The 24,765-nt window shown below is 74.0% G+C and carries 18 protein-coding genes and 2 riboswitches; of the genes, 5 read left to right on the top strand and 13 right to left on the bottom strand.

The genetic code is table 11. The annotated features are described in order from the left end of the window. Positions 1-43: 43 nt before the first annotated feature. The 3 genes from C6361_RS08250 to C6361_RS08260 all read right to left on the bottom strand — a co-directional run bounded on the left by C6361_RS08250 (position 44) and on the right by C6361_RS08260 (position 6,795). Positions 44-1,210: an AAA family ATPase gene (locus tag C6361_RS08250; protein WP_107267351.1), complete on the bottom strand. Its 1,167-nt coding sequence runs from the start codon at positions 1,208-1,210 to the stop codon at positions 44-46. Positions 1,211-1,368: 158 nt separating this feature from the next. Beyond that, positions 1,369-5,136: a CARDB domain-containing protein gene (locus C6361_RS08255; RefSeq protein ID WP_107267352.1), complete on the bottom strand. Its 3,768-nt coding sequence runs from the start codon at positions 5,134-5,136 to the stop codon at positions 1,369-1,371. 471 nt (positions 5,137-5,607) lie between these two features. Continuing rightward, positions 5,608-6,795 carry a serine hydrolase gene (locus C6361_RS08260; protein ID WP_234359402.1) on the bottom strand — a complete coding sequence of 396 codons (1,188 nt, stop codon included), beginning with the start codon at positions 6,793-6,795 and terminating at the stop codon, positions 5,608-5,610. Between the two features lie 341 nt (positions 6,796-7,136). On the opposite strand from C6361_RS08260, the gene C6361_RS08265 reads away from it, so the two are divergent. Next, on the top strand, positions 7,137-8,126 hold the full coding sequence (locus C6361_RS08265; RefSeq protein ID WP_234359403.1) for a DUF5954 family protein: 990 nt from the start codon (positions 7,137-7,139) through the stop codon (positions 8,124-8,126). 110 nt (positions 8,127-8,236) lie between these two features. After that, entirely contained in the window at positions 8,237-8,908 is a 672-nt protein-coding gene (locus C6361_RS08270) for a TMEM175 family protein (protein WP_107256873.1), read from the top strand. Positions 8,909-8,924: 16 nt separating this feature from the next. On the opposite strand, the gene C6361_RS08275 is transcribed toward C6361_RS08270, so the two are convergent. The 3 genes from C6361_RS08275 to C6361_RS08285 all read right to left on the bottom strand — a co-directional run bounded on the left by C6361_RS08275 (position 8,925) and on the right by C6361_RS08285 (position 12,605). After that, the gene (locus tag C6361_RS08275) at positions 8,925-9,638 is read right to left on the bottom strand and encodes a hypothetical protein (RefSeq protein ID WP_159079241.1); all 714 of its coding nucleotides are present in this window, start codon (positions 9,636-9,638) and stop codon (positions 8,925-8,927) included. Positions 9,639-9,791: 153 nt separating this feature from the next. Beyond that, entirely contained in the window at positions 9,792-12,116 is a 2,325-nt protein-coding gene (locus C6361_RS08280; protein ID WP_107267356.1) for a rhamnogalacturonan lyase, read from the bottom strand. Positions 12,117-12,248: 132 nt separating this feature from the next. After that, positions 12,249-12,605 (bottom strand): DoxX family protein, encoded by a 357-nt coding sequence (locus tag C6361_RS08285; protein ID WP_107256878.1) that lies wholly within the window; start codon positions 12,603-12,605, stop codon positions 12,249-12,251. 155 nt (positions 12,606-12,760) lie between these two features. Here C6361_RS08285 and C6361_RS08290 point away from each other — a divergent pair, with 155 nt between their 5' ends. After that, complete coding sequence (locus tag C6361_RS08290; protein WP_107267357.1) at positions 12,761-13,681, top strand: sigma-70 family RNA polymerase sigma factor; 921 nt, start codon at positions 12,761-12,763, stop codon at positions 13,679-13,681. Positions 13,682-13,699: 18 nt separating this feature from the next. Here C6361_RS08290 and C6361_RS08295 read toward each other — a convergent pair whose 3' ends face one another. The 4 genes from C6361_RS08295 to C6361_RS08310 all read right to left on the bottom strand — a co-directional run bounded on the left by C6361_RS08295 (position 13,700) and on the right by C6361_RS08310 (position 16,155). Beyond that, positions 13,700-14,350 carry an NADPH-dependent F420 reductase gene (locus C6361_RS08295; protein WP_107267358.1) on the bottom strand — a complete coding sequence of 217 codons (651 nt, stop codon included), beginning with the start codon at positions 14,348-14,350 and terminating at the stop codon, positions 13,700-13,702. Positions 14,351-14,529: 179 nt separating this feature from the next. Then, complete coding sequence (locus C6361_RS08300) at positions 14,530-15,144, bottom strand: histidine phosphatase family protein (protein ID WP_107267359.1); 615 nt, start codon at positions 15,142-15,144, stop codon at positions 14,530-14,532. Continuing rightward, positions 15,141-15,938 carry a CbtA family protein gene (locus C6361_RS08305; protein WP_107256899.1) on the bottom strand — a complete coding sequence of 266 codons (798 nt, stop codon included), beginning with the start codon at positions 15,936-15,938 and terminating at the stop codon, positions 15,141-15,143. The genes C6361_RS08300 and C6361_RS08305 overlap by 4 nt, the downstream gene beginning before the upstream one ends. Before the next feature lie 13 nt (positions 15,939-15,951). After that, a complete protein-coding gene (locus C6361_RS08310; RefSeq protein ID WP_107256901.1) occupies positions 15,952-16,155 on the bottom strand; it encodes a CbtB-domain containing protein in 204 nt (67 codons plus the stop codon). 56 nt (positions 16,156-16,211) lie between these two features. Then, positions 16,212-16,289, bottom strand: a riboswitch (cobalamin riboswitch). Positions 16,290-16,474: 185 nt separating this feature from the next. On the opposite strand from C6361_RS08310, the gene C6361_RS08315 reads away from it, so the two are divergent. Next, positions 16,475-17,227 carry a cobalt-precorrin-6A reductase gene (locus tag C6361_RS08315; protein ID WP_107267360.1) on the top strand — a complete coding sequence of 251 codons (753 nt, stop codon included), beginning with the start codon at positions 16,475-16,477 and terminating at the stop codon, positions 17,225-17,227. A gap of 31 nt (positions 17,228-17,258) precedes the next feature. On the opposite strand, the gene C6361_RS08320 is transcribed toward C6361_RS08315, so the two are convergent. From C6361_RS08320 to C6361_RS08330, 3 genes are read right to left on the bottom strand one after another with little or no spacing between them, the layout of a single operon-like run. Beyond that, positions 17,259-18,917, bottom strand: coding sequence for a precorrin-2 C(20)-methyltransferase (locus C6361_RS08320; RefSeq protein WP_107267361.1), 1,659 nt, complete (start codon positions 18,915-18,917; stop codon positions 17,259-17,261). Continuing rightward, the gene (locus C6361_RS08325) at positions 18,914-19,543 is read right to left on the bottom strand and encodes a precorrin-8X methylmutase (protein WP_107267362.1); all 630 of its coding nucleotides are present in this window, start codon (positions 19,541-19,543) and stop codon (positions 18,914-18,916) included. Before C6361_RS08325 ends, C6361_RS08320 begins: the two co-directional genes overlap by 4 nt. Then, positions 19,540-20,784, bottom strand: a complete 1,245-nt coding sequence (locus C6361_RS08330) for a precorrin-3B synthase (protein ID WP_107267363.1) — start codon at positions 20,782-20,784, stop codon at positions 19,540-19,542. The genes C6361_RS08325 and C6361_RS08330 overlap by 4 nt, the downstream gene beginning before the upstream one ends. A gap of 68 nt (positions 20,785-20,852) precedes the next feature. After that, a riboswitch (cobalamin riboswitch) is annotated at positions 20,853-20,926 on the top strand. Between the two features lie 57 nt (positions 20,927-20,983). Between C6361_RS08330 and cobN the strand changes: the two genes are divergently transcribed. Next, positions 20,984-24,736, top strand: a complete 3,753-nt coding sequence (cobN, locus tag C6361_RS08335; protein WP_107267364.1) for a cobaltochelatase subunit CobN — start codon at positions 20,984-20,986, stop codon at positions 24,734-24,736. The last annotated feature ends 29 nt before the right edge of the window (positions 24,737-24,765 follow it).

Raw genomic sequence — 24,765 nt, forward strand, 5'->3', positions numbered from 1 at the left:
CGTCGCTACCTCCCCCGTCGTCCGGGCCACCACCGCCCGCTCCCTAACGCTTCGGCCACTGCCAGGCCGGCTCGTCCAGCCGGCCCCGTCCGGCGACCCGGGTCTCGCCGAACTCCTTCACCAGCTCGATCGTGCTCAGTTCGGCCGCGTCGTGCTCCAGCGCGCCGGTCAACGCCCGGGAGTGGCTGACCACCACCACCTGGGTACGTGCCGAGCCGGCCAGGATCAGCCCGGCCAGCGGCCGCAGCAGCTCCGGATGCAGGCTCGTCTCCGGCTCGTTGAGCACCAGCAGCGCCGGCGGTCGCGGGCTGAGCAGCGCGGCGACCCAGAGCAGGTACCGCAGCGTGCCGTCGGAGAGTTCGGCACCGCCGAGCGGGCGCAGCAGGCCCGGCTGGTGCAGCCGCACCTCGAACCGCCCGGACTCGACCCCGATCGTCAGTTCGGTGCCGGGAAACGCCGCGTCGACGGCGGAGGCCAGCGCCGCGGCGTCGCCGGTCTCCCGGATCGTCTGCAACGCGGCGGCCAGGTCGGCACCGTCCGGGCCGAGCACCGGGGTCCGGGTACCGACCTGCGGCTGCCGGGCCGGCGCGGCCATGTCGGTACGCGGCTGGTCGTAGAAGCGCCACGACCGGATCCGCTCCCGTACGGTGAGCAGCTCCGGGGCGCGCTGCGGATCGGTGTACTCGCTGAGCATGCTGTCGAACGGGTGCACCGCGTCCGGCACCGCCAGCCACGAGCGGCCGTCACGGATCCGCAACGCGGTACCGGCGCGCTCGGCCAGCAGCGTCGACGGGCGCAGCAGCGGCCCGGACCAGACCGCCTCCCGCTTCACCTCCGGATCCCGGGTGAAGGCAGAGTCCTTCGACGGCGGAGGCAGCCCGAAGTCGACGGCGTACCCGAAATCGTCCCCGGCGAAGCCGAGGCGCAGGCTGACCGGGCCGCGCCGGACCGTCCCCTGCACCGGATGCTCACCGGCCCGGACCGCCCGGCCGATCGTCTCCGACCCCGCCCAGAGCGTCGACGACAACCCGCCCTTCCGGGCCAGCGCCGCGACCGCCCCGTTGCGGGCCGAGTCGGCCAGCAGCCGCAACGCCCGGTACAGGCTCGACTTGCCGGTGCCGTTCGCCCCGGTCACCACCGTCAGCCGGCCCAGCTCCACCACCAGGCTGCGCAGCGACCGGTAGTTCTGCACGGCCAGGGTGCGGATCATCCGCCCAGGTTACGGCCCCACCGACCGGCCCGGGGTGCGGAGGCCACCCCGGCCGGCCCGGGAGAATGCGCCGACCGGCCACGGGCGGCTCCCGGTGCGGTACCCGGGAGGCACGCCCGTGGCCGGTCAGGCCCGGAGCTGATGCCCTGGGAGCAGGTTCAGTCGACGGCCGGCCTGCGCGGTTGCCGGAGGGCCGGCTGCGCACCGGTGATGGTGAAACTCGACCCCGGCTCGACCACGATGTTGCCGGTGGCCGAGTTGGTGATGGTCACGTTCGACAGCGTCGCGCTGCCGCGCGCCCCGTTCATCGCCAGGATCCCGGCCCCGTTGTTGGACCGGTCGATCCGGACGTTGCTGATCACGACGCCCGGCATGTTGCCGCCACCGGTCTTGAACTGGATGCCGTCGTACGTCGAGTCGACGATCTCGGTGTCCCGGATGGTGACCCCGACGATGTCCCGGGTCGCCGGGAAGAGCGTGATCGCCCCGAACTTCTGCTGCTCGCCCCAGAAGGCGCCACCCGTGCGGTAGAGCCCGTTGTTGGCGATCAGCGTCTGCCCGGAGAACGGCAGCGGGTCATGGTCGGTGGCGAGCATGATCCCCGGGTAGTTCATCGTGTCGTAGATCAGGTTGTTCTCGATCCGGTTGCCGTACCCGCCGTAGACCGCGATGCCGTTGGCCCGCCACGGAAGCTGGATCGTGTTGTTGACGAAGGCGTTGGAGTGGCCGATGTCGACCGAGGTGTCCCGGACGTAGCGGCTGGCCCAGACCGCCAGCGCGTCGTCGCCGGTGTTCCGGAACGACGAGTTGAAGACCCGCGAGTTCCGGGTGCCGTTGGTGAAGTTGATCCCGTCGGCGTACGTGTTGCGGATCCGCATCCCGGTGAACTCCAGCCCGTCGCCGGGACCCCAGAGCGCCGGGATGTTCTCGTAGTCCCGGCCCACCCAGACGCCGACGTTGGCGTGCTCGATCCAGACGTTGCTGATCCGGGTACCCACGCCGAACCGGCCGTTGAGCCCGACGCCGCCCTCGGCACCGCCCGGCCCGCCCCGGATCCGGCCCGAGCCGAAGATGGCGATGTCCGAGATCTGGGTGTTGGCGTCGATGTCGAAGCCGAAGTTCCCCTCGTGCGGGTGGTTGATCCCGCCGACCACCAGGTGCGGTTCGGTCAGCGTGTAGAGCTGCGAGTGCCACATCCCGGCACCCCGGATGGTGACGTTGCTGATCCCGACCTGGTTCCACTGCCCCCGGTTCAGCGGGTCGTCGGTGAGGATCTTCTGCTCCTGGCGCCACTGCCCCGGCGGGATCCAGACACAGCCGATCACACCGTTCTGGTCGTCGGTGACCGCCCGCTGGATCGCGGCGGTGTCGTCCAGCCCGTCGTTCGGCACCGCGCCGTACTGGGTGATCGACGTGCAACCGGCCGGCTGGCTGGTCGCCGGGGCGACCTGCTCCAGGTCGACCAGGTCGATGATGTAGAACGCCGCCGTGTCGCCCGCGTCCCGCTGGAGCCGGAACCGGGTGCCGGCCGGGTACGACTGGGCCAGCAGCGCGTTCGCCTCGTCGAAGAGCCGCCGGGCGTCGCCACCCGGGCTGTTCGACAGCCCCTCGGGGTCGTCGGTGTTGCCGTACAGCCAGCTGTGCGGGGAGGAGAGGGTCAGCTTGCGCAGGAAGGTGTCGTTGACGTACAGGCTGATGGTGGCCTCGATGCCGCCGCCGCCCGGCGCGTCCGGGATGGAGTTGCGCACCACGATCGAGTTCGCCGCGTTGGTCGAGGTGAACTCGACGAACTGACCGGTGCTGTTCAGCCGCACCGACCTGCGCCCCGAGGACTCGGTGGCGAAGTTGGTGTGCCCGAAGGTACGCAGCGGATCGGCCTCCAGCAGGGTGCCCTGGTAACGGCCGGCCTCCGCCTCGTACGACACGTACGGCAGCGCCGCACCGCGCCCGACGACGATCGACTGGGTGCGTACGTTGTTGCCCTCGTTCGTCTCCGCGACCACGTTCGTCGCGTCGGCGGTGGCGGTGATGGTGGCCCCGCCACTGGTCGCGGTCCAGCTACCGCTGATCGCCACGGTGCTGGTTGCACCCGCCGCGATCGACGGGGTGTTGGTGTTCAGCGTGGTGCCGCCGACCGTGACCCGGGTGACCGTGGTGGCGCCGGTCGCGGCGGTACCCCGGTTCTGCACCGAGACCGTGAAGGTCACCGCCGCCCCGACCGCCGGGTTCGGCGGGTTCGAGGCGATCCCGGTCACCTGGAGGTCCGGGCCGGGCGCCTGGCCGACGACCAGCGGTGACGGGGCGGTGAAGCTGTTGTTGGCGTCGTTCTGCTCGACGATCGTGTTGGTCGGGTCGACCACGGCGACGACCGGATAGCTGCCCATCGGCCGGGTACCGGCGTTCACCGTGACCGTGGCCGAGGCACCGGCGGCCAGCGCGGGCACCGGGGCGCTGCCGGCGACGGTGCCGCCGAGGCTGATGTTGACCGTGGTCGCCGCGGCCGCCGCCGAGCCGCTGTTGCGGACCGTTGCCGAGAGGGTGACCGGGGTGGTCTCGCTCGGCGCGGCCGGCGTCCAGCTGGTCGAGGTGACCACCAGGTCCGGGTTGGGCGCGGGGGTGCCGCAGACCTCCAGCTCGGCGACCTGGCCGGACGGGGCACCGGTGTTGGAGTTGAACCGGAGCTGCACGTCCGCCGTGGTCGCGCTGACCGGGACCACCACCGCGTTGCTGCCCGCCACGAACTGGTAGTTCGCCGCCGGCACCAGGCTGGTGTAGGTGGTCGCGGCCTGGTCCCGGCCGAGCACCTGGAAGTTCTGGGTACGGGTGCCCCAGGCGGGATCCGGGTTCAGCTTCACCTGCACCGCCGTGATCGCGTGGTTGGCGCCGAGCGCCACCGTCAGGGTCTGCGGATAGCCGGGCGCCCCCTCCCAGTACGTGCCGAGCGAGCCGTCGACGGCGTTCGCCGGTACGAAGGTGAAGGTGGAGCCGCTGGCGGTGGCCGGCCTGCCCCGGGCGACGTTGACACAGCCGGGCTGTTGGCTGCCGGTCCGGGTGACGGTGTTGCTGTTGCCGGAGAGGTTGCCGGCCACGTCCCGGGCCCGGACGAAGTACGACACGGTGGTGTTGGTGGGCTGGGTGTCGTTGAAGCTGGTCACGTTGCCGAGCGAGGCGACCTGGGCACCGTTGCGGTAGACGTTGTAGCCGGCCAGGCCGCTGCCGCCGGGGTTGTCGGTCGAGGCGCCCCAGCTCAGCGCGATCGTCGTACCGGACTGGGTGAAGCCGAGCGTGCCGGGCACGGCCGGCGGGGTGGTGTCGGTGCCGCCGCCACCGTCCGGGCCGTAGACCTCCAGTTCGGAGAGCTGCCCGGCCGGCCAGCCGCTGTTGGCGGTGATGGTGATCCGCAGGTAGCGGGTGCTGGCCTGCCCGAACGTGATCGTCACCGAGTTGGCGTCGACCGCCGGGTTGAAGGTGTACGTCCGGGACGCGGCCAGGTCACCGAAGGACGACCCGTTGGTACTCCCCTGCACGCTCAGCGTCTGGGTACGGGTGCCCCAGCCGGCGGCCGGGAGCTTCAGTACGACCCGGTTGACCGGGACGGCCGAGCCGAGGTCAACCTGGAGCCACTCCGGGAAGGCGTTGTTGACGCTCTCCCAGTAGCTGCCCTGGTTGCCGTCGACGGCCCGGGACGAGTCGTAGACGTCGGCGTGGCCGCTCTCCTGGGTGGGGCGGCCCTGGGCGAGGTTGCCCTCGGCCAGTACGGCGGCGGCCGGGTCCGGTCGGCCGGCGGGGTCGGCCGCGACGGCCGGTTGGTGGGCGAGCTGTGCCGGGCCGGCGGCGTGCGCGGCGGGCACCCACAGCGCCAGGGTGGCGATCACGGCGGCGGCGACCGTCGTCGCCGTCGCCGGGACCAGATCGGAGCGTCTCATCACTGTCCTTTTCGCTGAGGGACGGTTCCGCGGGTGGCGGGGGCCACGTCGCGGCGGCGGGGGGTGGTCGGCAGACCGGCCGCGCCGGGAAGGTCGGGCGGGGCGGCCGGGGCGGTGCCGGGTCAGCGCGGTGGAAGTGGTGCCGTGGGTCGGACCGGGGACGGGCCGACCGGTGCGGGCATGCCGATCGCATCACCGGCCTCTCTGGACCGAGGAGGACCACCAGCGGGAGGAGCGGGTGCTGTACGGAAGTTCCGCTTGGCAGTGGTAAACAGAGCATCGATCTGTTCTGTTCTTGCAAGAGGTTGGCCAAAGGTTACCGGCGGGCTACCGACACGTCAACGCTTCCATTCCGATCGATGCGACCTCGGCAGGTCACCGCCGGCCCGACACAGAGCCGCCCGCCCCGCGACCACAACGGGTCGCGGGGCGGGCGGGCTCACGCCGGCTACCGGCGTCGGCGCGGCGTGACTACCCCGCCGGCCTGCCGCAGACCGCGTCCGCCACGATCTCGTCGGCGCGGCGCAACACCGCCATGGCGGCCTCGTCCCCGGCCAACTGGGTGGTCAGGGAGAGCACGACGACCCGCCGGCCGTCGGTGGTGGCGCCGTTGACCGTACTCATCCCCGGTACGTCGCCGCCGTGGCTCCAGTACCCGCCGCAGGCGTTCGGCGCCCACATGACGCCGAGCCCGTAACGGGCGCCCGGCAGGTAGTCCTGGAAGGTCTCGGCGAGCACGGTACGCCGCATCTCGGCCAACTGGGCCGGGGCGAGCAGCCGGCCCTGTTGCAGGGCCTGCCAGAAGCGGACCAGGTCGGACGGGGTACTGACCAGATCGCCGGCCGTGTAGGCCATGGTGGTGTTGAACAGCGTGGTGTCGTCCAGCGGCCCACCCGGCTCCCACTGCTGGTAGCCCCTGGCGTGCGGCCCCGGCAGGTACGCCCGGTCCCCCGGCGTGGAGGTCTCGGTCAACCGCAGCGGCCGCAGGATGCGGTCCCGCAGTTCGGCCGCCCAGCTCCGGCCGGTCACCCGCTCGATCAGCATCCCGGCCAGGATGTAGTTGGTGTTCGAGTAGTCCCAGCTCGTGCCGGGGGCGAACGTCGGCGGGTGCGCCATGGCGAGCGCCACCAGTTCGGCCGGCTCGTAGTGGTCGAACCGGTGCCGGGCGTACCCCCCGGCGGAGGAGAGACCGGGCAGGTCCCGGGTGTAGTTGTAGAGGCCGCTGGTGTGCTGTAGGAGCTGGCGGACGGTGATCCGCCGGCCGTCGTTGCCGTTGCCCGCCACCACGCCGGGCAGCCAGCGGTCGACGGTGTCGTCGAGCCGGAGCCGACCCTCACCGACCAGTTGCAGCACCACCACCGCGGCGAAGGTCTTGGTGTTGCTGCCGATCCGGAAGTACCCGTCCCGGGGTACCGGCGCACCCGTGGCCAGGTCTGCCGTCCCGGCCCGGGCGTAGCTGTCGCGTACGCCGTCCCGGGCCAGCCCCTGCACCCCGGTGATGCCGAGGGCGTGCAGGTCGGTCACGCCGACCCGCAACCACCGTCCACTATCGACGGCAACGGACGCCGACGCCGGTGGCGCGACGGCGACGCCGAGCATCGCGGTCACCAGCGTCGCGACCATCAGGCGCCGCGCGCCTCGACCGAGCTTTATGGACACGTTGGTCTCCTCCCCCTCCGAGCACATGGGCCCCACCCTAGGAAGCCCGTCGATGCGTCCACATCGGTGTTCGCCCCGAAGGGATGTCCCCGGGCCAAGCGGGTGGTCGGGTCGGGAGGGTGCTGCGGCGCACTCCCCGTAAAGCATCCTAGGACAATCTCGGTGTCCGGCCTGCCCGAGACGGCGAAAGGCCGCCCGGCCGGGCCCTCCGCCCGCCGCGTCGGCGGGTCACGCTCCCACCCCGACGCCGCCGCATCTGTACCAAGACGGTACGAGCGCGGTGGGCTGCGGATCGGGTACGACCGGGGCACACTGCGTGCATGACTCATCACGGTAGGCAGGTGCCGGATCATCTGCTGATCCGGATCACGCAGCGGAACGATCCGGTGTCGGCGGTCTCCGAGGACGACGCGCGCCGCCGGTCGCTCGCCTATCCGAAGCTGATGTGGGGAGCGCCGGTCTTCGGGTACGCCGAGGAGGTGGCCGGCCGGTGGCGGATCCTCAGCCTCAGCGGCGACCAGCCGCAGGGCAGCCGGGACGGCCTCGGCTCGCACTTCCGCCGACTGCTCAGCGAGACGCCGGAGACCGCCGGACACGCGACGCGACGCCGGGAATACCGGGAGGCGATCCGGCTGCTCGACTGGGAGGTGGTCGACGACCTCACCGTGCACGGCCGGCGTTACCGGATCATCCGCGCCCAGCCGTTCATCCGGATGGGGCCGGACGGGCCCGAACCACCCCGGCCCACCGACCCGGACCCGTACCCGCCGGGCAAGACGCGCGGCGTCCGCTCCCAGGAGGAGGGCTTCGTCATCGACCCGACCGCGAGTACCGGCCTCTCCGACGGGCTACTGCGGATAGAGATGGTCCCCGCGTTCTACAAGGCCGGCATCGTCCCCGACGACGTCCGGGCCGACTCCCGCCGGGCACTCGTCACCCACCCGAACGTGGTGCTGCTGCCGGTCGGCTTCACCATCGGCGAGTACGTGCACGGGAGCTGGCAACCCCGGTCGTTCAGCACGTACCCGACGCCGCAGGCCGCCCGCGACTCGGCCGCCTTCCGGTTCAGCGACATCGTCCCGCACGAGGACGCGTCGCTGGAGGAGATCCGGGCCGCGTACACCCGGGCGCTGGAGGAGTTCGAGGCGCCGCGTACGGACGAGTTCGAGATCCGGGGCGTGCGCTGCCGGGTGACCCGGGTCGAGCGCTTCGTCCGGGTCGGCCCGGACGGCCCGGAGGGGCCCCGCGCCTCCGACTGGGATCCGGAACCGCCGCCGGAACTGCACTGCCAGCAACTGCGCGAGCAGGGCCTGCTCCCCGACCCGGACTGAGCCGAGCGCGGACGGATTCCGTCGAAGGCCCGGCCCGGCACCCGGCCCGCTGCTACGGTCGGGCCAGATTCGCGCGGAGGGTTCCGCAGGTCATCGAGGGGTTGACGGCCGTGTCCGAGTCCCCGCCAGCCGGCCAGCGCGGCCGGGCGTTCAGCGGGACCCGGCAGCCGGGCCGGGTGGTGACGTTCAGCGACGCCGTCTTCGCGATCGCGGTGACCCTGCTCGTCCTGGAGATCCACCCACCCGGTGACTTCGGGCGGCTGTCACACGCCCTGACCGCACTCTGGCCGTCCTTCCTGGCCTACGGGATCACCTTCCTGCTGATCGGCCAGGTCTGGGTCAACCACCACGTGATGTTCGACCACATCCGGGCCGTCGACCGACTCGTGCTGTTCCTCAACACGCTGCTGCTGATGGACATCGCGTTCCTGCCGTTCGCCGCGTCGGTCCTCTCCGACGCGTTCCACCACGGCGAGGGCCAGCGGGTCGCGGTGGTCTTCTACGGCCTGACCCTGGAGGCGGCCCCGATCCTGTTCAACGTCATCTGGGAGTACGTCCGCCGACGACCCGGACTGCTCGACCCCGGCACCGACCGGACGGTGGCCGCCTCGATCGCCCGACGATTCCGGCTGGCCCTCTTCTGGATCGCCGCCGGTACCGCGCTCGGCGGGTTCTTCCCGCTCTTCGGCGTGGCCGTGATCGCCGCCTTCATCCCGGCGTACTGGCTGCCGATCAGGGGCGAGGCCGCCCGGTCCCGGCACGGCGGGGAGCAGGCCGGCTGACCGTCCGGGCCCCCGGTCAGACGGTGCTGGGTCGGTCGGCACGGCGGGGCCGCCGCCACCGGTATCCGGCGACGAGTCCGAGCCCGGCGAGCGCCACCGCCAGCAGCGTGCCGGCGACCAGCAGGGCACGCCGGGACGTGCCCGTCGCCCGATCCGGCGCGGCTTCCGATCCGGCCGCCCCGGCCGCGGCACTCGGGTCGTCGACCGGCGCCGGGGCGGCCACCGCGAACGGGTCCCGGTCCGGGTCGACCGGAACCGTCGGCGGCCGGATCGCGCCGGGCCAGTACCTCTCGGTCTCGTCCGCCCGCAGCGGCGCCGGCACGCCGAGCACCGCCAGCCCGCCGGGCACGGTGAGGGTGCCGATCCGGTAGTCGGTGAACCGGCCCTGTACGGCGGTCACCGTCCAGGCGCCGGCGTGCGGCACCGCGACGGCCGCCGCGTAGTGCGCCGGCTCCGGCAGCGCCGACGCCGGGAAGGAGAGCGAGCCGCCCTTCCCGTCCTCCAGCCGCAACGCCACCCGGCCGAGATCACCCTCGAAGGGGCGGAAACCGTGCTGGAGCACCCAGAGCCCGACGGTGTAGCCCCGGCCCGGTTCCAGCCGCTCCGGCAGCGGATCCAGCAGGGTGGCCGCCCAGTTGCCGGCCTGGGCCGGCGTCGGGGCGAGCAGTAGGGTGCCGGCCAGCGCGACCAGGGTCGCGGCGACGGCGGCGAGCATGCGACGGGTGCGCATCGTTGACCACCTCCACCGCAGACGAGCCGCGGCCCCGCCGCCCGGTTCCCCCGGCCGCGCCGGTACCCCGGAAATCCCCGGACGACGGCGGACCCGGCGCTCCGGGTGGAGCGCCGGGTCCGTCCGGCGTCGCTCGGGTGGCCCCGCCGCCGGTCAGCGGCCGGGCAGCGGCACCCGGGACCAGTCGATGTCCGAGCCCAGATAGAAGCTCGGGTACGACGGCTGGTTGTACGTCGTCTGCTGCCGGGCCACCTCGACCCGGTACTGCGGATCGTGCATCAGCGTGTAGAGCTTGCGGTCGGTCAGCTCGGTGCTCAGATAGATCCGGATCGCCGAACTGTCCACCGTGCGGACCAGCAACTCCTCACGCCAGTCCCCGAGGACGTCGGCGACCAGCCCCGGGTTGCCCTTCGTCCCGTTGTTCGTCCGGGTCCCCTCGGCGGTGAGCAGCCGGCCCCGCTGCCAGTCGTCGATGGTCGGGGTCACCTCCCCGGCGCCGTTGACGATCTGGGTGGTCATGTCGGCCGCCCACCGGATGCTCTGGTTGGTGCCCGGGATGACGGTGCCGAGCAGGTCGCCGTCGGCGGTACGCAGGCCCGGCCCGTCCGGCTGGCCGCCGACCACCGTCGCCCAGGTCTCCAACCCCGGCTCGGCGGGTACGACGTCGCCGACCATGCCCCGCCCGGTGTCCACGCCGGTGTAGCCGCCGTAGATCACCTCACCGGTACGGGCGTCCCGCAGCGCGTAGCCGTACGGTGCCCCGGACGCGCCCTCGTGCACCATGAAGATCTCCAGCCCGGGACGGGCCGGGTCGATGTCGGTGACGTGCAGCGCGTCGCCGTGCCCGACCTTGGCCCGGGCGCCCGGATTGGCGCTGCCCGGCGGCAGGACGCCGTAGGAGCTGTAGAGCAGGCTGCCGTCGTGGTCGATGGTGGCGCCACCGTAGACGATCTCCTGCTTCCCGTCGGCGTCCACGTCGGCGACGCTGAGCGAGTGCGCGCCCTGGGTGGTCAGGGTGCCGTACTCCGGGTCGGTGCCCTCCCGGCCGTGCGGGCCGTCGTTGAACGGGTTGCTCATCGGCACCCAGCCGCTGTCGACGTACCAGCCCTCGCGCAGCCGGCGGCCGTCCCAGCGGTAGGCGACCAGGGTGGCCCGGGTGTAGTAGCCGCGGGCGAAGACCGCCGACGGGTGCCGGCCGTCCAGGTAGGCCACTCCGGCGAGGAACCGGTCCACCCGGTTGCCCGGCTCGATCCGGCTCATCGCGTAGTCGCCCCACATCAGCCCGTCGTCGTGCCGGCCGGGCTTGTAGTGGATGGTCTGCAACTCGCGGCCGGTCGCCCCGTCGAAGACGGTCAGGTATTCCGGCCCGTCCACGATGAAGCCCTGGAACGACCGCAGCACGTTGCGGGCGCTGCGCGCCGGGGCGTAGACGTCGAGGAAGTGGTCGACCAGCGCCTCGGCGTCGGGGCGGGAGAGCGGGTAGGTGTAGGTCGGGGCGAGCCCGAACGCCTGCTCCAGGGTGGCCGGCCAGCGCCCGGCGACCACCTCGGGGTGCCGGTGCCAGCCGAGGAAGAGGTCGACGAGCTTCTGCCGGTACTTCTCCGGGGTCAGCCGGTAGTCGTCGGTGTGCGCGTACCCGGCCCGGACGTCCTCGCGGGGCATCGTGACGTACCGCTCGGAGACGACCCGGCCGCGCTTGTCGTACCGGGTGACCTTGGTGCCGGGCGCGGTCTTGAGCATCATCTCGGCCCGGTTGTCGCCGTCGAAGTCGTAGACCAGGAACTGCGTGTAGTGCGCCCCGGCCCGGATGTTGACCCCGAGCGAGACGCGGTGCAGCAGGGTGCCGTCGAGTTCGTAGGTGTCGAGGTAGACCTCGCCGGTGTAGCCGACCTGGGAGACGTCCTTGGAGTTCGACGGATCCCACTTGACGACGTACTCGTACTGCCCGTCGCCGTCGACGTCGCCGACGCTCAGGTCGGACGCCGAGTAGGTGTACGCCTCACCGGTCGGGGTCACCCCGTCGGCCGGCTTGCGCAGCGGCAGGTCGCGGTGCCCCTCGGCCCACGCCGTCACGGCCGCGCTCCGGGCGCCCGTCCGGCCCCGGACCACTGCCGCGACCTGGTAGCTGGCGGTGCCGGTGCCGGCCCGGTCGAGATAGTTGGTGCTGTCGGTGACGGTGCCGATCCGCCGGCCGTCCCGGTAGACCGCGAAGTCGGCCCCGGTCAGGCCGGTACGGCCGCGGCCGGTCGCCTCGGCGCCGAGCAGCCGCCAGCTGAGGAACACCCCGTCGGAGGTGGCGACCGCGACGAGTCCGCGGTCGAGGCGTTCGAGGTGGGGGCCGGCGCCGTGCCCGCCGCCGCCCGGTCCGGCGGTGACCGCCGCCGGACTGCCGACCAGCAACACGGTCACCGAGAGGGCCGCGACGGCCGCCCGCGACAGCGAGGCGAACCTCCGGCCTGCCCTGGTTCGAGATCTCATGGGTCTCCAATGTGGGTCCGACCCGATCCTGCCGGTGGGACGAACGCGACCGGGCTGAAACGATACAACCCACTGAGAATTCTGGATCCCGGGCAGCCTTGTCAAGGTCGTGGCGCCGCGAGCGGCAGCGGCTCAGCCGGACACCGCGATCCCCAGCACCAGGCAGCCGAGGGCGAGCGCCAGGAAGCTGCCGGCGTACCCCACGGTGTCGAGGACCCGGGCCCGCAGGTGCACGGTCACCGCCCCGACGAAGAAGAGCACCAGGCCGGTCGCCGCGGCGAGCCCCACCACCGGCACCCCGAGCAGCCCGAGCAGCAGGCCGGCCGCCCCGGCGGCCTTCAGCGCGGCGAGCGGCGGCAGCCAGGACGGCGGCACACCCACCCGGGCGGAGTTGGCGAGCACGAACTCCGTCCGGGCCAGGTCGACGGCGGCACTCCAGGCACAGGCCACGATCGTCAGCAGGGCCACCACGACGTACGCGGTCAGCATGGCCCACCTCCGGGCTGCCGGTGGACGGGCAGGGCCGAGCGCTCGGCGCGGGGCACCATCGGTAGTCTCACGGGGTCGTTCTCCTCGGCTCTCACGGACACGGTCGTCTCGGGCTGGTCACCCCCATGACGTCTGATGCCTGGAGAAGGTGACCCGTGAGCCCCGACGAATTCCTCGCCGACCGGTTCGCCCGCGACCGGCAGCACCTGCGGGCGGTCGCTTACCGCCTGCTCGGTTCGCTGCCCGACGCGGAGGACGCCGTGCAGCGGGCCTGGCTGAAGGCCGACCAGGCCGACCTGGGCGAGGTACGCAACCTGACCGGCTGGCTGACCACCGTCACCGCCCGGGAGTGCCTGGACGTGCTCCGGGCCCGGAGCCGCCGGGCCGAGGTCGCCCTCCCCGACCCGGAGTTCCCGGCACCGGGCGCGACCCCGCTGACCGCGCCGGCCCGGACCGGGGAGGAGGAGGTGCTGCTCGCCGAGTCGGTCGGGCTGGCGCTGCTCGTCGTACTGGACCGGCTCTCACCGGCGCAGCGGGTCGCCTTCGTACTGCACGACCTCTTCTCGGTACCGTTCGAGGAGGTCGGCCGGGTGCTGGACCGTACCCCGGCGGCGGCGAAGAAGCTGGCGAGCCGGGCCCGGGACCGGGTGCGGGGGTCGGCTCCCGGGCAGCGGCGGCTCGCCGCCCGGCACCTCCCGCTGGTGGCGGCCTTCCTCGCCGCGTCCCGGGGCGGTGACCTGGAGACCCTGCTCGACCTGCTCGCCCCCGACGTCGTGCGCCGGGCCGACCCGGTGCTGCTGCCCGCCGGGATGCCGACCGAGCTGCGCGGGGCGCGGGCGGTGGCGGAGGAGACCCGGCACTTCGCCGCCCGGGCCCGGCGCGGCGGTGTCGCCTGGATCGACGGCAGCCCCGGCATCGTGATCGCTCCGCGCGGCCGGCTCCGCGCCGTGCTGCGGCTCACCGTCGAGGCGGGCCGGATCCACGCCGTCGAGGTGATCGGCGACCCGGACCGGCTCGACCGGGTGAGCATCACGGTTCCCGGCGAGACCGGCCGGTCGCCGGAGCACGCCTGGTGAACCCCCGTCCGGGGCGACCTACCGCAGCACGCCCCGGACGGCGAGTTCGAACTCGGGGCGGCGCAGCGAGGCGCCGAAGACCGGGCCGCCGGGTTCGAGCAGCCGTCCGGCGGCGAGGCTCTCCAGCCGTACGGCGTCGTAGCCGATGCGCTCGACGACCTCGGCCACCAGATCCGTCGCCGCCCTGTCGTCACCGGCCACCCCGAGCGCGCGCCGGTCCGGGTCACCCGCCGGCCGGCGCTCCTCCTCGATCTGGTGGTAGCCGGCGTGGTTGAACGTCTTCACCACCGTCGACCGGTCGAGCCGGCGGGCCACGATCTCGCTGCTGCCGTACCGGGGGTCTTCGAACAGCGCCTGTACGCCGTCGGTGGGCGGCCAGTAGTTCATCGTGTCCACGACCAGCTTGCCGGCGACGAGTCCGGGGTCGAAGTCCGCGAACCGGTGCAGCGGGATCGCCAGTACCACGAGGTCGGCGTCGCGTACGGCGTCGGCGGCCCACCGGGGCTCGACGCCCGGCACCAGGATCTGGGTGATCAGGGCGATCCTCTCGGGGTCACCGGAGGCGGCGATCGTCACCCGGTGGCCGGCCGCGAGCGCGACCCGGGCGATCACCGGGCCGACGTGCCCGGCACCGAGTACGGCGATCCGGGGCAGCGACGAGCCGTTCATGATCGGGAAGTCCTCGCGGCGGGAGCGGCCAGCACCGGAAGGGGCCGCTCCGGTCGCATTCCGAGCACGGCGGCGACGATGCGGGCGTGCCGACGGATCAGACCCCGCTGTGTCCGCACGACCCTCCCCCGTCTCGTTGACGCGTCAAGTATACCCGGGCAACCTGGCCCACCCGCCGGTTATTCCGGCTCGGCGCCCACCCCGGCGGCGGGCGGGGCGGTGAGCCGGAGCTGCCACCCCGGGCCGCGTCCGGTCAGCCGGACCACCGCCAGCGGCGCCACCTCCAGCCGCCAGAAGGTGTCGGCCGGCAGCCGCAGCGCCCGGACCAGCGCGGCCCGGACCACCACCGGATGGGTGACGGCGACGATCCGCTCGCCCCGGCCCAGCTCCCCGGCCAGCCAGCCGTCGACCCGGTCGAGCAGCGCCCGCACGGACTCGCCGCCGTGCGGGGCCGCCCCGGGGGTACCGAGCCAGTCCCGCAGCGCGTCGGGCTCCCGGGCGGCGACCTCGGCCAGGGAGAGCCCGGTCCACCGGCCGTAGTCGCAGTCGGCGAGCGCGGGCACGGCGGTCGGCCGCAGGCCCAGCGCGTACCCGGTCTGCCGGCCCGCCTCGGCCGGAGTGCTGAGGCAGGCGTCGACCCGACCGAACGGCCCGCGCCGACCCGACCCGGTGTGGGCCAGGGCGCGGGCCGCCGCCAGGCCGGCGCGGTCCAGGCCGTCGTCGCCGCCGAACACCGCCCGGCGCAGCGCGACGGTGTGCGCGTGGGCGACCAGGTGCAGACTGGTCGGGCTCACCGTCCGGCCGGAACCCCGGCACCGTCCGGCGTCCCGGCGGACCGCCCCGGTCCACCGTCGACAGTTGGCCGTCGGTCCCGACCCCGCCAGCCGAGCAACACGGCGAAGAGCAGGCCGATCCCGGTCCAGAGCACCACCTGGGTACCCAGCGAGGCGAGCCGGAACTCCCACAACAGGGTCGCCGGGAAGTCGTCCGGCACCTCCCGGTACGACGGCAGCACGGTGTAGGCCACCACGGCGACCAGCAGGAAGCCGCCGACCGCCGCCGCAGCCCGCAGTGCGTACGGGGTGTGCGGCGGGACCGAGCGGTGGGCGAGCGCACCGGCCCAGACCGCCACCAGACCGAGCACCACCAGCAGCAGGTAACTGCCGGTCCGCTGGTCGATGGTGTCCGGGTTGCCGACCGCCGGAGGGTTCGCCGGATACTTGCCGAACGGTACGACGACCGCCCCGAGCAGCGCCCCGCCGGCCAGCAGCAGCGCCGCCCGGCCGTCGTCGGTGCTGTGCAGTCGACGGCGCAGCAGGACGTACCCGGTGGCGAGCAGGCCACCCATCGCGGCACCGAAGAGCCCGGTGGCCAGGAACAGCCCGGCGCGCTGACCATCCCGGCCGACGAGTTCCTCGGCGTGGTGGTCGGCCTCGACGCCGGGGGTGGAGTGGGTCGCCGCTTCCTCGATCGCGATCGCGGCGTCGATCCGCGGCTCGCCGACGAGATAGGCGAAGGTCCCGGCGATCAGACCGGCGACCAGGCCTGCGAGCAGGCCACGCAGCAGTACGGACAGAAACGTCGGCACGGTGCTGGGTCGATCAGTGGCAGGGGACGCCGAGCAGGTGCCGACCGTCGTGCATCAGCTCGTGCAGGTACATGCCGCTGCGCGAGACGGCCCCCTGGTCGAAGGCGACCAGGTAGACCAGCAGGGCGAGCAGCGCGACGACGGCGAGGGCCGTCCACAGTAGCCGGGCGGAGACCACCGGCTGGGAGAGCGGGCGGGCCGGAGCAGGGCTGGACATGCGCGTAGAACCTCCTCGGGGATGACGCGTCCCCGTCGACAGGCTGCGACGACCGAGCGTCCTGGCTCGCGGGACCCCGACCGGGTCGGGACCGCTCACAGTGGCGCGACCGCGCCGGACTTTCACCGGCTTCCCTCGTACCGCCGCAGATGGCCAGTCGACCGTAACCGGGCGGTACCCGCCGGTCAACCGGGACACCGCTCGGGCGGCGCGGCCCACCGTCGGCCGGTACGGCGCACCGCCCGCCCCGGGTGTCGGAGGTCACCGCCGCAGCACCGTACCGTTGTGCCGACCGGGGCCGGCCGATACCGTCGCGCCCGTGACGACCCGGGTGCTGCTGCTCGGCGGCACCGCCGAGGCGCGGGAGCTGGCCGCCGCGCTGGTCGACCGCCCCGACACCGTGGTGGTCTCCTCGCTGGCCGGGCGGGTCGCCGACCCCCGGCTGCCGGTCGGCGAGGTGCGGATCGGCGGGTTCGGCGGACCGGCCGGACTCGCCCGCTGGCTGGTCGAGCACCGGATCGACGTACTCGTCGACGCCACACACCCGTACGCGGCCCGGATGAGGTCGTCGGCGGTGCAGGCGGCCGAGGCGACCGGGGTGCCGTACCTGCGGTTGGAGCGTCCCGGGTGGACGGCGGGTCCCGGGGACCGGTGGCACCGGGTACCGGATCTCGCCGCCGCCGCCGACCTGCTGCCCCGGCTCGGCCGCCGGGCCTTCGTCACCACCGGCCGGCAGGGGCTCGGCGCCTTTCTGCACCTGACCGGCACCTGGCTGCTGGTCCGGGTGGTCGACGAGCCGACGGTCCCGCTGCCGGACAACGTCACCCTGCTCCGCGACCGGGGACCCTACCGGGTGGCGGCGGAGCGGGAACTGCTGACCGCGCACCGGATCGACGTGCTGGTCAGCAAGGACAGTGGTGGGACGTACACGATGGCGAAGCTGGCCGCCGCCCGCGAGCTGGGGCTGCCGGTGGTGCTGGTGGACCGACCGGCGCCGGTCGCCCTGCCGGCGGCGGTCGGCGAGGTGACGGCGGCGCTCGCCTGGCTGGAGCGGGCGCTCCCGGCAGGTTGACCGGCCGGGAGCCTGGCCGGGCCGGCGGTGCTCAGCCGGGGTAGGTGCGGGGCGTCCAGACCACGGTCGAACCGTCCGCCCGCCGGTCGGTCCGGGTGGTGGAGGAACCGACGATCAGCAGGCAGCGCATGTCCACATCGGACGGATCGAGGTCGGCCAGCGGTACCACGGTGATCCGCTCCCCCGGTCGGCCCACGTCCCGGGCGATCACCACCGGCGTGTCGGCGCTCCGGTGCCGCAGCAGCACCTTCTGGGCCGCCTCGACCTGCCACCGCCGGCTGGCCGAGGCCGGGTTGTAGAGCGCCAGCACCAGGTCGGCGGCGGCCGCACCGGCCAACCGCTGCTCGATCACCGCCCACGGCTTCAACCGGTCCGAGAGCGAGAGCACCGCGAAGTCGTGGCCGAGCGGGGCACCGATCCGGCTCGCCGCCGCCTGCGCCGCGGTCAGCCCGGGCAGCACCCGTACCGGTACGGCGTCGAACCGCTCGTCGGTGGTGGCGACCTCCAGCACCGCCGTGGCCATCGCGAAGACTCCCGGGTCACCGGAGGAGACCACGGCCACCCGGGCGCCGGCCAGGGCGAGTTCCAGGGCGTGCCGGGCCCGGTCGATCTCGACCTGGTTGCCGGAGGTGTGCCGGTGCTGTCCGGGGCGGTGCGGCACCCGGTCGACGTACGGGCCGTAGCCGACCAGGTGCTCCGCCTCGCGCAGCGCCTGGCTGGTCTCCGGGGTGAGCCAGCGGGTGCCGGCGGGACCGAGGCCGACCACCGTCACCCCGCCGGCCGGCTCCCCGCCCCCGGTCGCCGCCGTCGAGCCGGTCAGCGCTGCCGTCGAGCCGGTTACCGCTGCCGTCGACCCGGTTCGCGCTGCGGCCGGAGTGCTCGATGGCGCCACGCCGGGGTCCGCGCCGACACCGGCCGCCACGGCGTCGCCGGTGGGGCTGGTCAGCACGGCGAGGGAGAAGTACGGCACCCCGTCCGGGTCGACCTCGGCCAGCGGCAGCTCCCGGCCACCCTCGGTGGTGGCCCGCTCGACGTACCAGGCGTCGGCCAGCCGTCCGGCATCGGCGAACGCCGCCCGTACCTGCGGAAACGTCCGCCCCAGCTTGAGTACGGCGGCGGCGTCGGTGTCGGCCAGCCGGCGGGTCAGCTCGTCGGCCGGCAACGTCCCGGGCAGTACGGTGAGCACCTCGTCCCGCTCCACCAGCGGCCGCCCCAGTACGGCGGTGGCGGCGCTGATCGAGGTGACCCCGGGTACCACCTCGGCGGGAAACCGGTGCGCGAGCCGCTCGTGCAGGTACATGTAGGAGCCGTAGAACATCGGGTCCCCGGCGCAGATCACCACCACGTCCCGGCCGGCCGACAGGTGCGCGGCGAGCCGCTCGGCGCTGGCGTCGTAGAACTCGGTGATCGCCGCCTCGTAGCCGCCCGGATGGTCGGTCGTCTCGGTGGTGACCGGATAGACCAGCGGCTCGGTCAGTTGGTCGTCCCGGAGGTAGGGCGCGGCGATGGACCGGGCGATGCTCCGGCCGTGCCGGGCCGAGTAGTAGGCGACCACGTCGGCGGCGCCGATCACCCGGGCTGCCTTCACCGTCACCAGTTCGGGATCGCCCGGCCCGACGCCGACGCCACGCAGCGTCCCCACCCGGCCACCGGCCCCGGTCGACCCGCCGGCCAGCTCGGTCGCGCTCATTCGACCTCGCTCGCGATCGCGTTGACGGCGGCGGCGGTGACGGCGCTGCCGCCGCGCCGGCCGTGCACCACCAGGTACGGGATGCCGGCGCCGTGCTCGGCCAGCGCCTGCTTCGACTCGGCCGCCCCGATGAACCCCACCGGTACGCCGACGATCGCCGCCGGTCGGGCGGCGCCCTCGTCGATCATCTCCAGCAGCCGGAACAGCGCGGTGGGGGCGTTGCCGATCGCCACCACGGCACCGTCGAGCCGGTCCCGCCACAGTTCGAGCGCGGCGGCGCTCCGGGTGGTGCCGAGCCGGCGGGCGAGGTCGGGCACCTCGGGGTCGCGCAGCGTGCAGAGCACCTCGTTGTCGCGGGGCAGCCGGGCCCGGGTGATGCCGGCGGCGACCATCACCGCGTCGCAGAGGATCGGCGCACCGGCCCGCAGCGCGGCCCGACCGGCGCGGACCAGGTCGGGCGCGGCCTCGACGTCGTCGACCAGGTCGACGCTGCCGCTGGCGTGGATCATCCGGACCACCACCGGCGCCAGCTCCGGCGGCAGCGCGGAGAGGTCGGCCTCGGCCCGGATGGTCGCGAACGACCGCCGGTAGATCTCCGCACCGTCGCGGATGTACTCGTAGCTCACTTCTGCCTCTCTGCCCGTGCGGCCAGGGCGGCCGCCGGGGTGCCCGGTCGGCTGGTGCCGCCGGCCTCGATCCGGTACCCGGTGCCGGTGGCGACCGCCAGTACGGCCGGTCCGGCCGGTCGGCCGCAGCCACGCTCGCAACCCACCACGTGCACCGGAAGCGCCGCCACGTGCGCCGGCAGCGCCGCCCCGCCCGCCGTACCGGCGTCGGCCAGCGCCCCGGTGACGTCCCGCCGTACGTCGGCGAGCGCGCTGGCGCAGCCGGGCCGTCCGGTGCAGGCGGTAACACCGAGCCAGGGCGAGGCCGGGTCGACCAGCAGGCCGGCCGTGGCCAGCCGGCCGACGATATCGGGTCCCTCGGTGTCGAGCACCAGGCTGCGCCACGGCGTGACGACGATCTCGTCCGTGCCGGCGAGGTCGGCCAGCAGCTCGGCCTGGTCGGCGGTCAACCGGCCGAGCCGGGTACCGGCCACCAGCACACCGCCCGGATGAAGGCCCACCGCCGGTGCCGGCGCCGACCCGCTCGGCGCGGAGGGCAGCTCGGCCGGGACCGCGGTGCCGTCGGGACGGAGTGCCGCGGTAACCCGGGCCGGCCCGTCGGGCAGGTCCGCGAGCCGCCACAGGTCCCGGCGGTCGCCGCGGACCCGCAGGAAGGCACGGGCGGCCGCGATCAGCAGCTCGACGGCATCCTCCGGACCGGCCCGCAGCCCGGTGTCGGTGCCGGCCAGCCAGAGCACCTGCGAGTCGCCGGTCCAGCAGAGGTCCGCGCCGAGGGCGGCGACGTCGTGCCGGCCGTCGTCGAGGGCGAACAGGAAACGCCCGCTGAGCGACGCCAGGTCGGCGGCGCCGCGCAGCGCCGCGTCCAGGTCCCGCACCATCGGGCGTACGTCGAGCCGCCCGGCCCGGTCCCGCCCGCTCAGCGGGGACGCGAGCAGGTTGCGTACCCGTTCGTGGGTGGCGGTGGGCAGCAGCCCCACCTCGGCGATCCGGTCGGCGACCCGGCGTACCGAGGCGTCGTCGGCGAGGCGGCGGAGCTGGAGGTTGCCCCGGGAGGTCAGCTCCAGCGCGCCGTCGGACTCGACCCGGGCGAGGTCGGCGAGGACCCGCAGTTGGCCGGGGCGGAGTTGACCGCCGGGCAGCCGCACCCGGACCAGCAGCCCGTCGGCGGCCCGGTGGGCCCGCAGCGCACCGGGACAGCGGTCCTCCGGCGGCCGGGGGGACGGGGTGGCGAGGGCGGACACGGGCTCATCGTAGAGTCGTGGTCCTCGGCGTCGACCGGCGGCGAGAAAAGCATCACGCGGTGGACCCGGAGGAACCCGGTGCGAGTCCGGGGCGGTCCCGCCACTGTCACCGACCTGCGTACGGGTCGGGAGCCAGACACTCCGGACCGCCGTCACAACGGACCACGACCACGGGCGCGGACCCGGGGAGGAGCCACCCATGCCTGCGGCGGACGCTGCCACCATCCTGCTCCTGTCCACTTCGGACACCGATTTGCTGTCGGCCCGGGCCAGCGGCGCGGCGTACCGGCTGGCGAACCCGGCCCGGATCGACCCGGCCGAGCTGACCGACCTGGTCGACGGCGTCGACCTGGTGGTGGTACGCATCCTCGGCGGCGCCCGGATGTGGGCCGAGGGGCTGGCGGCGCTGCGGGCCGGCACCCGGCCGGTGGTGGCGCTCGGCGGCGAGCAGACCCCGGACGCCGACCTGATGGCCCGGTCCACGGTGCCGGCCGGCACCGCCGCGCAGGCGCACGCCTACCTGGCCCAGGGCGGGCCGGAGAACCTGCGCGAACTGCACGCCTTCCTCTCCGACACGGTGCTGCTGACCGGGCACGGCTTCGCCCCGCCGGTCGCGCAACCTACCTGGGGCGTCCGGCCCCGCCCGGCCGGCCCGGCGACCGGGCCGGTGGTCGGGATCCTCTACTACCGGGCGCACCAGCTCAGCGGGAACACCGGCTTCGTCGACGCGCTCGCCGACGCCGTCGAGGAGGCGGGCGGCCGGGCGCTGCCGGTCTTCTGCGCCAGCCTGCGTACCCCGGAACCGGAGCTGCTGGCGACACTCGGTGCGGCCGACGCGCTGCTGGTCACGGTGCTGGCCGCCGGTGGCACCCGGCCGGCGGACGCCGCTGCCGGCGGCACCGAGGAAGCCTGGGACGTCGGGGCGCTGGCCGCGCTGGACGTGCCGATCCTCCAGGCGCTCTGCCTCACCTCCACCCGAGCGGCCTGGTCGGACAGTGACGACGGCCTCTCGCCGCTGGACGCGGCGACCCAGGTCGCGGTGCCGGAGTTCGACGGGCGGCTGATCACGGTGCCGTTCTCGTTCAAGGAGACCGACACCGACGGGCTGCCGCGCTACGTGGCGGACCCGGAGCGGGCCGCCCGGGTCGCCGGCACCGCCGTCCGGCTGGCCCGGCTCCGGCACACCCCGACCGAACGACGCCGGATCGCCCTGGTGCTGTCGGCCTATCCGACCAAGCACGCCCGGGTCGGCAACGCGGTCGGGCTGGACACCCCGGAAAGCGCGGTACGCCTGCTCCGGGCGATGCGCGACCTCGGCTACGACGTCGGCCCGGTCGACGGCCCGGACGCGCTGCCCGGACTCGTCCCGGCGACCGTCCGCGAGACCGGACCCGACGCCCGCTCCCCCGGCACCGACTCCCCCGACGCCGACTCCCCTGATGCCGGCTCCCGGGACGCCGGGTTGCCCGACGGTGACCGGCTGATCCACGCGCTGATCGCGGCCGGCGGCCAGGACCAGGAGTTCCTGACCGAGGAGCAGCTCGCCGCCAACCCGGTACGGATCCCGCTGGCCCGCTACCGGCGCTGGTTCGACGCGCTGCCGGCGGAGCTGCGCGAGGCGATGGTGACGCACTGGGGGCCGCCACCCGGACAGCTCTACGTCGACACCTCGCGCGACCCGGACGGCGAGATCGTGCTCGCCTGCCTGCGGGCCGGCAACGTCGTGTTGATGATCCAGCCGCCGCGCGGCTTCGGCGAGAACCCGGTCGCCATCTACCACGATCCCGACCTGCCGCCGACGCACCACTACCTGGCCGCGTACCGGTGGCTGGACGAGGAGTTCGGCGCGGACGCCGTGGTGCACCTCGGCAAACACGGCTCGCTGGAGTGGCTGCCTGGCAAGACCGTCGGGCTCTCCGCCTCCTGCGGTCCGGACGCGGTGCTCGGCTCGCTGCCGCTGGTCTATCCGTTCCTGGTCAACGATCCCGGCGAGGGCGCGCAGGCGAAGCGGCGGGCGCACGCGGTGATCGTCGACCACCTGGTGCCGCCGATGGCCCGGGCGGAGAGCTACGGCGACATCGCGCGACTGGAGCAGCTCCTCGACGAGTACGCCAACATCGCCGCGATGGACCCGGCCAAGCTGCCGGCGATCCGGGGGCAGATCTGGACGTTGATCCAGGCCGCCCGGCTCGACCACGACCTCGGGCTGGAGCAGCGCCCGCACGACGCCGAGTTCGACGAGTTCCTGCTGCACGTGGACGGCTGGCTCTGCGAGGTCAAGGACGCGCAGATCCGGGACGGCCTGCACGTGCTCGGCGAACCGCCGAGCGGCGCGGCGCAGGTGAACCTGGTGCTGTCGATCCTGCGCGCCCGGCAGGTCTGGGGCGGGCAGGCCGGCGCCGTCGACGGGCTGCGGGCCGCGCTCGGCCTGACCGAGGGCGCGGACGAGCAGGGCACCGCCGAGGTCGACCGGGTCGAGGCGGTGGCCCGGACCCTGGTCGAGGCGCTCCAGGCCCGGGGCTGGGCGGTCGAGGCGGTACCGGCCGTACTGCGTGACGTGCTCGGCGACGACGACCCGCGCGGCGCGGCGGTACGCCCGGTGCTGGAGTTCGCCGCCACCGAGGTGGTACCCCGGCTGGCCCGGACCACCGACGAGCTGACCCACCTGCTGCACGCCCTCGACGGCGGGTACGTGCCGGCCGGGCCGAGCGGGTCGCCGCTGCGCGGACTGGTCAACGTGCTGCCGACCGGCCGGAACTTCTGCACGGTGGACCCGAAGGCGATCCCGAGCCGGCTGGCGTACGCGACCGGGCAGGCGATGGCGACCTCGCTGGTCGAGCGCTACCGCCGGGACACCGGCGAGTGGCCGCGCTCGGTCGGGCTCTCCGCCTGGGGCACCTCGGCGATGCGTACCGCCGGGGACGACGTGGCCGAGGTGCTGGCGTTGATCGGTGTGACGCCGACCTGGGACGAGGCGTCCCGCCGGGTCAACGGCTTCGAGATCGTGCCGCTGGCCGAGCTGGGCCGGCCGCGCATCGACGTGACGGTGCGGATCAGCGGCTTCTTCCGGGACGCCTTCCCGCACGTGGTGCTGCTGCTCGACGACGCGATCCGGGCGGTGGCCGCGCTCGACGAGCCGGACGAGCAGAACTTCCTGCGCGCACACGTCCGGGCCGACGCCGCCCGGCACGGCGACGAGCGCAGGGCCACCAGTCGGATCTTCGGCTCCAAGCCGGGCGCGTACGGTGCCGGGCTGCTGCCGCTGATCGACAGCGGGAACTGGCGGGACGACGCCGACCTGGCCGAGGTCTACACCGTCTGGGGCGGCTTCGCCTACGGGCGCGGCCTGGACGGGCGGCCGGCCCGGGAGGAGATGGAGGACGCGTACCGCCGGATCGCGGTGGCGGCGAAGAACACCGACACCCGGGAACACGACATCGCCGACTCGGACGACTACTTCCAGTACCACGGCGGGATGATCGCCACGGTGCGGGCGCTGACCGGGCAGGCGCCGAGGGCGTACATCGGGGACAGCACGACTCCGGACGCGGTGCGGACCCGCTCGCTGACCGAGGAGACCGCCCGGGTGTTCCGGGCCCGGGTGGTGAATCCGCGCTGGCTGGCGGCGATGCGCCGGCACGGCTACAAGGGCGCGTTCGAGCTGGCCGCCACCGTGGACTACCTCTTCGGGTACGACGCCACCGCCGGGGTCGTCGCCGACTGGATGTACGAGGACCTGGCGCAGACGTACGCCCTCGACGCGGAGAACCAGGAGTTCCTGCGCCGGTCCAACCCGTGGGCGCTGCGCAACATCATCGAGCGGCTCTCCGAGGCGGCCGACCGGGGGCTCTGGGCGAAGCCGGACCCGGCGACGATGGCGGCGCTGCGGGAGACGTACCTCCGGCTCGAAGGTGATCTTGAGGACACCGACCGAGGTGCCGGCTCGACGTGACCGTCCGGTTGGCGTTAGATGACGTCGCC

This window comes from Plantactinospora sp. BC1 (assembly GCF_003030345.1).
In the GTDB taxonomy this organism is placed as follows: Bacteria; Actinomycetota; Actinomycetes; order Mycobacteriales; family Micromonosporaceae; genus Plantactinospora.